9 protein-coding genes are annotated in these 12,416 nt (G+C 71.4%); 1 reads left to right on the top strand and 8 read right to left on the bottom strand.

From position 1 onward, the window contains the following. Positions 1–88: 88 nt before the first annotated feature. The 7 genes from ABEB28_RS16300 to arc form a co-directional block, all read right to left on the bottom strand. The gene (locus ABEB28_RS16300; protein ID WP_345728947.1) at positions 89–1,078 is read right to left on the bottom strand and encodes a helix-turn-helix transcriptional regulator; all 990 of its coding nucleotides are present in this window, start codon (positions 1,076–1,078) and stop codon (positions 89–91) included. Between the two features lie 149 nt (positions 1,079–1,227). Then, positions 1,228–2,016 carry a proteasome subunit alpha gene (prcA, locus tag ABEB28_RS16295; protein ID WP_345728946.1) on the bottom strand — a complete coding sequence of 263 codons (789 nt, stop codon included), beginning with the start codon at positions 2,014–2,016 and terminating at the stop codon, positions 1,228–1,230. A 45-nt stretch (positions 2,017–2,061) separates the two neighbouring features. Continuing rightward, positions 2,062–2,901, bottom strand: coding sequence for a proteasome subunit beta (prcB, locus tag ABEB28_RS16290; RefSeq protein WP_345728945.1), 840 nt, complete (start codon positions 2,899–2,901; stop codon positions 2,062–2,064). Between the two features lie 195 nt (positions 2,902–3,096). Continuing rightward, the gene (locus ABEB28_RS16285) at positions 3,097–3,309 is read right to left on the bottom strand and encodes a ubiquitin-like protein Pup (protein WP_142708652.1); all 213 of its coding nucleotides are present in this window, start codon (positions 3,307–3,309) and stop codon (positions 3,097–3,099) included. 51 nt (positions 3,310–3,360) lie between these two features. Further along, the gene (dop, locus tag ABEB28_RS16280; RefSeq protein WP_345728944.1) at positions 3,361–4,884 is read right to left on the bottom strand and encodes a depupylase/deamidase Dop; all 1,524 of its coding nucleotides are present in this window, start codon (positions 4,882–4,884) and stop codon (positions 3,361–3,363) included. A 94-nt stretch (positions 4,885–4,978) separates the two neighbouring features. Further along, complete coding sequence (locus ABEB28_RS16275) at positions 4,979–7,639, bottom strand: ArnT family glycosyltransferase (RefSeq protein ID WP_345728943.1); 2,661 nt, start codon at positions 7,637–7,639, stop codon at positions 4,979–4,981. A gap of 148 nt (positions 7,640–7,787) precedes the next feature. Then, entirely contained in the window at positions 7,788–9,575 is a 1,788-nt protein-coding gene (gene arc, locus ABEB28_RS16270) for a proteasome ATPase (RefSeq protein ID WP_376981834.1), read from the bottom strand. A 327-nt stretch (positions 9,576–9,902) separates the two neighbouring features. On the opposite strand from arc, the gene ABEB28_RS16265 reads away from it, so the two are divergent. Then, positions 9,903–10,196: a ferredoxin gene (locus ABEB28_RS16265; protein ID WP_345728942.1), complete on the top strand. Its 294-nt coding sequence runs from the start codon at positions 9,903–9,905 to the stop codon at positions 10,194–10,196. Between the two features lie 831 nt (positions 10,197–11,027). Here ABEB28_RS16265 and ABEB28_RS16260 read toward each other — a convergent pair. Beyond that, the gene (locus tag ABEB28_RS16260) at positions 11,028–12,044 is read right to left on the bottom strand and encodes a tRNA (adenine-N1)-methyltransferase (protein ID WP_345728941.1); all 1,017 of its coding nucleotides are present in this window, start codon (positions 12,042–12,044) and stop codon (positions 11,028–11,030) included. Positions 12,045–12,416 lie beyond the last annotated feature (372 nt).

Here is a 12,416-nt window from a genome sequence, read left to right as displayed (position 1 = left end):
CACTCCGCGCCCGTGACGTGCCCGCTATGTCCGACTCTGGTCGGCGGTACGCACCGTACTAGATCCGTTTCCGCGGCGCGGGCGCGCGTCAGCAGTACCGGGCTGCGAGCGCCTTCACCGTGCCGACGATCATCGTGCGCAACTCCGGTGGGCCGAGCACCTCGACGTCCGCGCCGAGCGCCAGGAAGTCGCCGTGCGCCTTGCGGAGGTGCTCGACCGGAATCGCGGTGCGCAACCAGCCGTCCTCGTCCGGGGGCTCGGCGTTCGCCCGGGCAGCCTGCACCATGGCAGGGCCCCCGAGGAGGTGCTGCAACCGCTCCAGCCCTTGCGGCGAGAGCCGGACCTCCGCGGTCCCCCGGATCAGGTTGCGCTCGAACCGCTGCGTCCACTCCTGCCAGTACTCGGCCAGGTCGAACCCCTCGGGGCGCTCGAACCGCTCCGGTAGCGCCTCCACGTCGAGCAGGTGCGACACCTTGTACGCCCGCACCTCGGAGTCCCCGGACTCCGGCACCGTGCGGGCCACGAAATACCACACCCCCGCCTTCAGGACGACGCCCAGCGGGTCCCACACGCGCTCCACCTCACGGGGTGCCCGCCAGCGCCGGTAGCGCGCCCGGATGCGGCGCTGGTTCCACACCGCGTCGGCGAGCGACCCGAGGTGCGGTACGTGCTCGGCCTCCCGGAACCAGCCCGGCGCGTCGAGGTGGAAACGCTCCCGCATCCGTTCGGCTCGGGTACGGAGCTCACCCGGCAGCGCGGCCAGCAGCTTGAGCTCGGTCGCGGCCAGCTCGGTGCCGAGCCCGAGCGCGGCGGCGGGGCCGGGCATGCCCACCAGGAACAGCGACTCCGCCTGATCGATGGTGAGGCCGGTGAGCTTCGTCCGGTAACCGTCCACCAGCTGGTAGCCGCCCGCCGGCCCGCGGTCGGCGTAGAGCGGTACCCCGGCCGCGCTGAGTGCCTCGACGTCCCGGTACACCGTGCGTACCGAGACCTCCAGCTCGTCCGCGAGCTCCTGCGCGGTCATCCGCCCCCGCGTCTGGATCAGCAGGAGCAGCGAGAGCAGTCGGTCGGCACGCACGGGTTCAGTGTGGCCCGCTTTCCTGCCACCCGGTGACAGGATTTCCCGCGGCGGTCCGTCAGGCCTCCCCGACCCGCACCGGTCGCGCCGAGAAACGAGTCGGGCCGCCCTGTCCGGGGCGGCCCGAGCCGTGCGGGTGTGGAACGGCGTCAGGAGTCCGACGACTCCGCGGAGTCGGTGTCCCCAGCTGACTCCGCAGCCTCGGACGACGCCTCGCTCTCAGCGTCCCCCGACGTGGTTTCGGAGGCGAGCAGGCCCTCCAGGGCCGCACCGATGAGCCGGCGGAACGCCCGGCCCGGCCGGGTGCGGTCGAGGACCGCGACCTCGAGCTGAGCCGCGGAGATCGTCCGCGGGTTCCCGTTCTCGCCGCCGATCGACGCCAGCGCGTCGACCGCGATCTTCAGCGTCGCCCGCAGGTCGAGCTCGGTGTCGTGCCGCTCGCGCAGGGTGGAGGCGATCGCCTCGGACTGCCCGCCCATCGCGACGAAGCCCGGCTCGTCGCTGACCGAGCCGTCGTAGGTGAGCCGGTAGAGCTCGTCCGCCGCGGCCTCGGCCCCGACCTGCGCGACGCAGACCTCGACCTCGAACGGCTTCGACTGCTCACCGAAGATCGCACCGAGCTGCTGCGCGAAGGCGTTGACCAGGCCCCGTGCGGTCACGTCGCGGCGGTCGTAGGAGTAGCCCCGCAGGTCGGCGTAGCGGACGCCGCCCTGGCGCAGGGCCTCGAACTCGTTGTACTTACCGACCGCGGCGAAGCCGATGCGGTCGTAGATCTCGCTGACCTTGTGGAGCGCGTTGGACGTGTTCTCGGCGACGAACAGCACGCCCCCGGCGTAGCTGAGCACGACCACACTGCGACCGCGCGCGATCCCCTTGCGCGCGAACTCCGAGCGGTCGCGCATGAGCTGCTCGGGCGAGGCATAGAACTGCATGGCCACGGCGGTGGGTGCCCCTTCGTTCGGTGATCTTCAGCGGAGAGACGGTCAGACGCCCGGGTTCGCCGTACGGTCGGCGATCACCTCGGCCACTACCGCGCCGACCTCGTCGTCGGTCAGCCGCCGGACGCCCTCGGCGTCGACGACGGTCAGGATCGGGTAGAGCTTGCGGATGAGGTCGGGACCGCCGGTCGCCGAGTCGTCGTCGGCCGCGTCGTAGAGCGACTCCACCAGGACGCGGACGGCACCGGTCTCGTCCAGCCCCGGCTTCCAGAGCTTCTTCAGCGCGGACTTCGCGAACACCGAGCCCGAGCCGACCGAGGAGTAGCCGCGGTCTTCCCAGCACCCGCCGGTGACGTCGAACCCGAAGATGCGACCAGCCTTAGCCGGGTCGATCGCGTCGAGGTCGTACCCGGCGAAGAGCGGGACCACCGCGAGGCCCTGCAGCGCGGCGCCCAGGTTGCCGCGGATCATGATCGACAGGCGGTTGGCCTTGGCGTCGAGGGTCAGCGGGGTGCCCTCGATCTTCTCGTAGTGCTCCAGCTCCACCTGGTAGAGCCGGATCATCTCGATCGCGATGCCGGCCGTACCGGCGATGCCCGCGACCGAGTACGCGTCGGTCGGGAAGACCTTCTCGATGTCGCGCTGGGCGATCATGTTGCCCTGGGTGGCCCGGCGGTCGCCGCCCATGACCACACCACCGGTGTAGGTCGCGGCCACGATCGTCGTGCCGTGCGGCGCGATCGCGCCGTGGTCACCCGGCGGCAACGGACGCCGCCCCGGGAGCAACTCGGGCGCTGTCAGGTTGAGGAACTCGGTGAACGACGACCCCCCTGGCGCGGTGAACAGGTTCGAGAAACGGCCGGAAGCACCAAGACCCGTTGCCACCTGGATCCTCTCTCGTACGTACGCCGACGAACTGCTAGCCACCCTACCGCCACCCGCACGCCGCCCTCGGGCCCCGGTCCGGGCGCTGACGGCCTTTCAAAGGGCGGGGGCGCAGGGTTGGAAAGGCCGCCCGGCAGTGGTCCTGCCGGGCGGCTTCCGAGTAACGGTTGGTGAGCGGGAGGTGGAGCCGGGGAGCTACTCGCCGCCCTTCTGCACGTAGCCGCGGACGAACTCCTCCGCGTTCTCCTCGAGCACCGAGTCGATCTCGTCGAGCATCGAGTCGACGTCCTCGGTCAGCTCCTCGACCCGCTCGGCGACCTCAGGATTCGCCTCGACTGCCTCGACCTCGTCGACGTCCTGCCGGGCCCGGCTGCTCTGCGACTGTCCGCCGCTATCCCTCGTGCTCATGGCGTCTCCCCTCGGTTCGCATCTCGACGGTACCTGTCCGGACGTCGGAAATTAGCGGTTCGGGCCCGTCAGTGCGTCCAGGAGCTCGACGGCGCTGTCGCACCGATCGAGCAGGTTTCCGACGTGTTGCAGCGTGCCACGCTCCGGCTCGAGCATCGGGACGCGCACCAGCGACTCCCGCCCCACGTCGAAGATGAGCGAGTCCCAGCTGGCGGCCACCACCGACGCGCCGTACTTCTCCAGGCAGCGTCCGCGGAAGTAGGCCCTGGTGTCGGTCGGCGGCTTGAGCATCGCGCGGATGACCTCGTCGTCCTTCAGCAGCCGCTTCATCGCACCGCGGGCGACCAGCCGGTGGTAGAGGCCCTTCTCCGGCCGGACGTCGTGGTACTGCAGGTCGACCAGCGCCAGCCGGGGCGAGTCCCAGCCCAGGTTGTCGCGGTCGCGGTAGCCCTCGAGCAACCGCAGCTTCGCCACCCAGTCCAGCTCGGTAGCGCAGAGCATCGGGTCGCGGCGGAGCCGGTCGAGCACCGACTCCCACCGTTCGAGCACGTCGGCGGTGATCGGGTCGACGTCGTCGCCGTAGCGGTCGGCCACGTACTGCCGGGCCCGCTCGCAGTAGATCTCCTGGATGTCCAGCGCGGTCATCTTCCGGCCGTCGCGGAGGCTGACCTTGTGCTGCAGGCCCGGGTCGTGCGACACGGCCCGCAGGTCGGAGACCGGCTCGGCGAGCGCCAGGTCCCCCGGGAGGACCTTGTCCTCGATCAGGCTGAGCACCAGCGCGGTCGTGCCGACCTTGAGGTACGTCGCGATCTCGGACAGGTTCGCGTCGCCGATGATGACGTGCAGCCGGCGGTACTTCTCCGCGTCCGCGTGCGGCTCGTCCCGGGTGTTGATGATCGGACGCTTGAGCGTCGTCTCCAGACCGACCTCGACTTCGAAGAAGTCGGAGCGCTGGCTGATCTGGAACCCGGTTCCCGAGCCGTCCTGACCGATCCCCACCCGGCCCGCGCCGCAGACCACCTGGCGGGTGACGAAAAACGGCGTCAGGTGCGTGACGATCTCGCTGAACGGCGTCCGGCGGCGCATGAGGTAGTTCTCGTGCGCGCCGTAGGAGGCGCCCTTGTTGTCGGTGTTGTTCTTGTACAGGTTGATCGGCGGTGCGCCGGGCACGGTGGCCGCCCGCCGGGACGCCTCGGCCATCACCCGCTCGCCCGCCTTGTCGAAGAGCACGACGTCGCGCGGGTTGGTCACCTCGGGCGTCGAGTACTCCGGGTGGGCGTGATCGACGTAGAGCCGGGCGCCGTTGGTCAGGATGACGTTGGCCAGGCCGAGGTCCTCATCGGCCAGGGCCTCCGCGGGGTCGTAGAGCGCCCCGCCGTAGTTGAACCCGCGGGCGTCGCGCAGCGGCGATTCCTCCTCGTAGTCCCATCTGGCCCGACCGGAGCGGGACGGGTCGTTGCGCGCCCCGTACGCGTTCACGATCTGGGACGAGGTGACCATCGGGTTGGCGCCGGGCTGGCCGGGGACCGAGATGCCGTACTCGATCTCGGTGCCCATGATTCGTCGCGCGCTCATGTGTGAAGCCTACGTACCTCGGCGCGCCGCCGCCCGGCCTGGCCGACGGCGGCTGCGCCACACTCCGCCGTCGTACGGTGGCGCGCGGTCGCGATCACGGGCCGGTCCCGGGGCGTGCGGGCAGGTGGAGTGCGGTGCGCGGGTCGTCGTCGGTCAGTGCGACCCCGGCCGTCGGGAAGGGATCCACTAGGCCGGAATCCGCGCTCGCGACCGCGACGACGGCCGGTACCGGCTCCGGCGCGGTCTCCTCCGGCGCCGCGGCGCCCGGCTCGGGCGCGGGTTCGACCGCGTCCGGCGGCTCGGTCGACGCGGGCTCGGTCGGCGAGGGCTCGGTCGGCGAGGGCTCGGTCGCGGGGCCGCTGTCCGGCATCCGCGGACGCAATCGGCTCACCAGCGACGCCACCACGCCGACCGACGTCAGCAGGAACAGCGGGTAGACGGTGCTGAACTGCCGCGCGCCCGACGGCACCCCGACCAGCAGCCCGAGCAGGACGCTGACCACACCGCCGCCGAGCGCCAGGGCCGCCAGGGGGTCGCGGAACGTCCGCATCGGTGCCGCGATGACCGTCACCAGCAGCACGGCGCAGAGCAGGGCGTCCGCGGCGATGTAGGTGCCGTCCACCGACGTCATGTCGGAGATCCGGTCGCCGATCGAGCCGACGACGCCGCCGGTGCCCTCGGAGATCACCTCGCGGGCGCGCCCGAGGTAGCGGGCGTCGACGATCCGGTTGACCTGGCCGAGCAGCACGATGCCCATCGCCGCGAGCCCGGCCACGCTCGCGTAGGGCCACCAGCGGTTGCGGAGCGTGCGCGCGGACCAGCTCGCGCAGAGCCACGCCATCCCGACGGCGCCGACCAGCGCGATCGACGTCGACCGGCTGGCCAGAGCGAGCACGAGCAGCACACCGAACGCGGCCAGCGCCCGTCGGCTCCGTGGCCCGTCCAGCGGGAGCGTGAACAGGCAGCCGATCGCCAGCGCGATCGCGAGCATGTCCGCGGTGCCGGCCAGGCCGGCGACCGCGATCCGGTCGGTGAGCAGGAACCCCACCGCGGTGAGCGTCGCCGCCGCCGCGCCCCAGCGGCGGGCCGCGAAGACGGTCAGCATCGCGGTGGCGACCAGCAGCGCGATCACCGGGACGACCAGCAGCCCGGCCGGGCCGAGGAAGCTCACGAACGGCGCCGACAGCAGCGGGTAGACGACGTTCGGATCGGCCGAGGTGGCGTGCTGGTAGATCCAGTAGTCGCCGTACTCCCAGCACGGGCCGCCGCAACCGGAGTCGAAGAACTGCTCGTTGTGCAGCCCGTCGTAGGTCAGCGCGGTGGCCTCGGCCGGTGAGTGGCCGAGGATCCGGTACGACCAGGCCAGGTGGTAGAGGCTGCTGGGGCCGTAGTGCCAGGTGCGGTCCTGCAGCTCCGCGAAGGTCAGCGTGAGCAGGACGCCGATCACCAGCCACGCGTGCAGCGGCAACGTCCCCACCCAGCGCAGACCGCGCCGATCGGGGGTCCAGCGGCGGGCCGGACGGGCGGTCGCGGCGGCCGCCGCGACCGGGGCCGTCGGTAGTCGGTTCGCGGGCGGCCGCGGCTCGGTCTCGGTCGACCGGGACGGTCTCCGCCGGATCGGTCCCCACAGGTCGGCCAGCAACGCGACGGTGGCCAGCACCAGCAGGGGGACGATCGGCGCGTGGTACCGGAACGAGGCCGGCCAGAACTCGACGATGTTGATCGCCGAGACCGAGAGGAACGCACCGGCCGCCAGCGCCGACAGTTCGCTGCGGAAGCGCCACACCACCGCGACGGTCACCGTCACCAGCAGCGCCATCAGCACCAGGTCGTACCGGACGCGGAGCAGGTCGGACGTGATGATGTTCCAGGTGACCTCCGGCAGCGCGGCGACACCGGAGGTCTGGAAGTACGTGGTGGAGAGCTGGTTGAAGTGCGCGGTCAGCGACAGTTCCTCGCCGCCGAAGATCATCGGCGTGATCAGCATCTGCGCCAGCAGGACGCCGAAGCCGACCAGGTTGCCCCAGAACGCGAACGGCAGCCAGACGTTGCGGAACTTCCGGTCCCGCACCGCGACCAGCAGCCAGGCGAACCCGACCGCCACCGGCAGCGCGATCGCGAACTGCCGGTTGAGCATGCCGACGCCGACCAGGGCGGCGTAGGCGATCAGGTGCTTCCGCGTCACCCGCTTGGCCAGTGGCAGCAACAGGAGCGGCACGGCCAGCAGCGCGAACGCCGGCCCTTCGGTGTGCGCGACGACGCTCCACCGGGACACGTAGACCGGTAGCAGCAGCACCGTGCCGGCGAGCAGCGCCCAGCGCTGGCCCCAGAGCCGGGACGCCAGCAGCACGGTGGCGATCACCGCCAGCGCGTACCCGACCATCGGGACGACGAGCATGCCCATCGGCCCGAACAGCGCGACGAACGGCGCGGAGAGGAACGGCAGCAGCACCCGCGGCCCGACGACCGCCGCGTACTGCCCGGTGAAGAACTTCTCGTGGTAGTCGTCCGGCCAGCAGGACCAGCAGTCGCGGAGGCCGCTGTTGTCCCACAGGTAGTTGTAGGAGAGCTGCGCCGCCTCGGCCTGCGGATGGCCCAGGTACCAGTAGGTCCAGGCCAGGTAGATCCGCGAATCCGGCCCGAACTGGGCGTTGGTGATCAGCGCCAGCCCCACCGCGAGCACGTACAGCAGCCCGAGGAGCAGCCAGCCGCGGAGTGGGAGCGCCGCCGCGAGCCGGCGGGAGATCGTCCTCATCGACGCCGCGCCGAACACCCCGGGTGGGCAGTCGTCGGAGCGAGCCGGGCGGCGCTGTGGTGCGTCATCTCAGAGGTACGGTCCCGTGGTCGTTGCGGCGTGGCAACGCCCGGAGACTCGCGTCTCCGGGCGGCCCGTCATCGGCGGGTCAGAGATACTGTCCCGTATTGGTCGCGGTGTCGATCGACCGCCCCGCCTCGCTGCCCTTGCCACCGGAGACGAGCGTGCGGATGTACACGATCCGCTCACCCTTCTTGCCGGAGATCCGGGCCCAGTCGTCCGGGTTGGTCGTGTTCGGGAGGTCTTCGTTCTCCCGGAACTCATCGACGCAGGCGTCCAACAGGTGCTGCATCCGGACGCCCTTCTGGTTGAGCGTCAGGAAGTCCTTGATCGCCATCTTCTTCGCCCGGTCGACGATGTTCTGGATCATCGCGCCGGAGTTGAAGTCCTTGAAGTACAGGACTTCCTTGTCACCGTTGGCGTACGTCACCTCGAGGAAGCGGTTCTCCTCGGTCTCGGTGTACATCCGCTCCACGACGCCCTGGATCATCGCGTCCAGGGTCGCCTGCCGCGAGCCACCGTTGGCGGCCACGTCCTCGGGGTGGATCGGCACCCCGCCGGTGATGTACTTGCTGAAGATGTCCTTCGCCGCTTCGGCGTCCGGACGCTCGATCTTGATCTTGACGTCGAGCCGACCCGGCCGCAGGATCGCCGGGTCGATCATGTCCTCGCGGTTGGACGCGCCGATCACGATGACGTTCTCCAGGCCCTCGACACCGTCGATCTCGGACAGGAGCTGGGGAACGATCGTGTTCTCGACGTCCGAGGAGACGCCGGAGCCACGGGTCCGGAAGATCGAGTCCATCTCGTCGAAGAACACGATCACCGGGGTGCCGCCGGACGCCTTCTCACGGGCCCGCTGGAAGATCAGCCGGATGTGTCGCTCGGTCTCGCCGACGTACTTGTTGAGCAGCTCCGGGCCCTTGATGTTGAGGAAGAACGACTTGCCGGCGTTCGTGCCGGTGTCGCCGCGCACCTCGGCCACCTTCTTGGCCAGCGAGTTCGCCACCGCCTTGGCGATGAGCGTCTTACCGCAGCCGGGCGGGCCGTAGAGCAGGACGCCCTTCGGCGGCCGCAGCTCGTGCTCGCGGAACAGGTCCGCGTGCAGGAACGGCAACTCCACCGCGTCCCGGATCTGCTCGATCTGGGAGGAAAGGCCACCGATCGACGTGTAGTCGATGTCCGGGACCTCCTCCAGCACGAGCTCCTCGACCTCGGACTTCGGGATGCGTTCGTAGGCGTAGGCCGAGCGCGGCTCGAGCAGCAGCGCGTCACCCGCCCGCAGCTGCACCTCGTCGAGGGTGTGCGCCAGGTAGACGACACGCTCCTCGTCGGCGCGGGAGAGCACCAGTGCCCGGTCCGCGACGTTCTGCTCGTCGTAGAGGAGTTCCTTGAGCGTCACTACTTCGCCGGCCCGCTCCACACCGAGGGCCTGTACGACGTTGAGGGCATCGTTGAGCATGACCTCTTGGCCGCGGCGGAGCGTTTCGAGCTCCACCGACGGGGAGACGGCGACCCGCAGTTTGCGGCCACCGGTGAACACGTCGACGGTTCCGTCGTCGTGTGCGGCCAGGAAGACCCCGTAGCCGCTGGGCGGCTGGGCCAACCGGTCGATCTCCTCTTTGAGCGCGACGATCTGGGTCCGCGCTTCTCTGAGGGTCGAGGCCAGTTTGTCGTTCTGTTCGGTGAGGCGAGAGATCGTGGCTTGCGCGGTGGCAAGACGATCCTCGAGGGTCCGGACGTGCCGGGGCCCTTCCGTGAGCTTGCGGCGCAGGAGCTGGACTTCCTCCTGGAGGAAGTCCACCTGGGCCGTGAGATCGCGGACCTCCGCCTCGCGCCGCGCGCTGCCGTGCGCGTCGTCTCGGTCTGTGTTCACGAGCGGCCACCTCCCCCGGTGATCGGTGCACCAACAGTACCGACTCACCCACAGAGCCGTCGTGCAGTCGATGCCCGCGTCACAGAAGGGAAACTTTGTCCTGTTCACTCACGCGCTATGCGGACATGCGGGGTCGACATTCGGTGTTCACCGAGGGTAAACCTCCAGCGCTACCCCGGTAGCCGCGTGTGATTCCTGCGCCGGATCCGGTTACCCGACGCCCCTCCCCGGTGGGCGACGGGCACTCGACGTGCCTACGCTGGCAGCGCTGATGTGTCAGACGTTCGAGTGCGAGGCCGGGCATCCGGTCCGGTCCAGGGAGGGCACGTGTCCGAGAGTGCGGGCGCCGAGGCGCCGCTGCGGGTCTGGGTCGACCAGGACCTGTGCACCGGCGACGGCCTCTGCGTCCAGTACGCGCCGGAGGTCTTCGAGTTCGACATCGACGGGCTCGCCTACGTGAAGGGCGACGACGGGGAGCTGCGCACCACCAAGGGTGAGCAGGTCACCGTGCCCATCCGGCTCCGGCTGGACGTCATCGACTCGGCCAAGGAGTGCCCGGGCGAGTGCATTCACGTGGTCCGCGAGGGCGACGGTGTCGAGGTGGCCGGGCCGTCCGCGTAGTGAGTTCGCTCTCCGTGCGTCGCGGGTGAGTCGGGCGGCGCGGTGGGGCTACCCGGGCCGCGCGGCGGGGCTACCCGGGCCACGGGCCGTGCGGCGGGGCTACCCGGGCCACGGGCCGTGCGGCGGGGCTACCCCGGCCGCGGGCGGCGCGGCTGGCTACCCGGGCCGCGGGCCGCACGGCGGGGCTACCCGGGCCACGGGCCGCACGGCGGGGCTACCCGGGCCACGGGCCGCACGGCGGGGCTACCCGGGCCACGGGCCGCACGGCGGGGCTACCCGGGCCACGGGCCGCACGGCGGGGCTACCCGGGCCACGGGCCGCACGGCGGGGCTACCCGGGCCACGGGCCGCACGGCGGGGCTACCCGGGCCACGGGCCGCACGGCGGGGCTACCCGGGCCACGGGCCGCACGGCGGGGCTACCCGGGCCACGGGCCGCACGGCGGGGCTACCCGGGCCACGGGCCGCACGGCGGGGCTACCCGGGCCACGGGCCGCACGGCGGGGCTACCCGGGCCACGGGCCGCACGGCGGGGCTACCCGGGCCACGGGCCGCACGGCGGGGCTACCCGGGCCACGGGCCGCACGGCGGGGCTACCCGGGCCACGGGCCGCACGGCGGGGCTACCCGGGCCACGGGCCGCACGGCGGGGCTACCCGGGCCACGGGCCGCACGGCGGGGCTACCCGGGCCGCGCGGCGGGCTTACACGGGCCGTCGGGGTCACGGCGTCGACGGCCGGCCTTCGTTTCGGACGGGCTGCAGGTCGGAGCACGCGGAATCTTGCGCCCGGCAGCGTGCGCCCGGACGCCGCGGAGGCGGCAGGGAACGGCCAGTCAGACGTCGGCTGCCGGGCTTTCCGGCGCCGCAGGGCTTCCGGGCGGCGTGGGGCTCTCGGGCGCCGTGGGGATCTTCGGGGCCGCGGGGGCGGGCGCGGACGGGTCGGGCTTGCCGGCCCGCAGCGCCTGGTAGGCCTCCGCGCCCTTGGACGGCTTGCGCTGACGCCGCGGCGCCACCACTCCGTCACTCAGACGCCGGCTGCTCACCAGGAACGCGGTGTGCGCCACCATCCGATGGTCGGGCCGCACCGCCAGCCCGTCGACGTGCCAATCGCGGACGAGCGTCTCCCACGACCGCGGCTCGGTGAACGATCCGTGCTCACGGAGCGCCTCGACGGTAGCCGAGAGCTGCGTCGTCGTCGCCACGTAGGCGATCAGGACGCCACCGGGCACCAGCGCGGGCGCCACCGTCGGCAGCACCTCCCACGGCGAGAGCATGTCGAGGATCACCCGGTCGACCTCGAGGCCGGTCGCGTCGGCGACGTCACCCACCGTCAACGACCAGGCCGGGTGCGGACCGCCGAAGAACCGCTCGACGTTGACCCGGGCGATGTCGGCGAAGTCCTCGCGGCGCTCGTAGGAGTAGACCGCGCCGTGCTCCCCCACCGCCCGCAGCAGCGAGCAGGTCAGCGCACCCGAGCCGGCACCCGCTTCGAGCACGCGGGCGCCCGGAAAAATGTCGCCCATCGCGACGATCTGAGCCGCGTCCTTCGGGTAGATCACCTGGGCGCCGCGCGGCATCGATAGCACGAAGTCGGCGAGCAGCGGACGCAACGCCAGGTACTGAGTGCCGGAACTGGCCTGCACGACGATGCCCTCGGGCTTGCCGATCAGATCGTCGTGGGCCAGCGCGCCGCGGTGGGTGTGGAACGCCTTGCCGGCCTCCAAGACCACGGTGTGCAACCGACCCTTGGGGTCGGTGAGCTGCACTCTGTCACCGGGAGCGAACGGTCCTCGACGACTCGCGCCGACCGGCCGCTGCGGCCGACCGCCCGATGAAGTGGTATCGCTCACACTTTCCGTCCGGGCGTGTTCCGCTGCCACATTCGCTATTTTCGTCCGGCTTTGGGCGCCTTCGGCCTCCGGGGCCTGCACCTCGATCGCGCTCATGTCGACCGTACTGTCGTCGACTGGGCGCTCGGTCTCGGCGCTCTTCACCAGTGTCTCCTTCGATCGTCCGGCGCACGATGCTAATCGCCACCCCACCCAGGCGCGGAATCACGCCCACCGGCGCGCGTTTCCGGGGGTGGTCCGGTCGGAGGATCTCGGCGAGCGGCCCCGCCTGGCCGCGCCGCACGAGCCCAACAGCGCGAGCCCGCCAGCGCGGGACCCAGCGGCGGGGCCCCAGCGGCGCGGGTCTTACCTGCGCGGGTCTTAGCTGCGCGG

Source organism: Cryptosporangium minutisporangium, assembly GCF_039536245.1.
GTDB classification, from domain to species: Bacteria; Actinomycetota; Actinomycetes; order Mycobacteriales; family Cryptosporangiaceae; genus Cryptosporangium; species Cryptosporangium minutisporangium.
Note: the sequence above shows the minus strand (reverse complement) of the source record. Positions and strands in the feature narration are given on the sequence as shown.

What these genes read in the sequence shown, in the direction of transcription:
- ABEB28_RS16285 (WP_142708652.1), bottom strand. Translation starts at nt 3,309, where the DNA reads ATGAGCACGAGGGATAGCGGCGGACAGTCGCAGAGCAGCCGGGCCCGG.
- dop (WP_345728944.1), bottom strand. Translation starts at nt 4,884, where the DNA reads ATGAGCGCGCGACGAATCATGGGCACCGAGATCGAGTACGGCATCTCG.
- ABEB28_RS16275 (WP_345728943.1), bottom strand. Translation starts at nt 7,639, where the DNA reads ATGAGGACGATCTCCCGCCGGCTCGCGGCGGCGCTCCCACTCCGCGGC.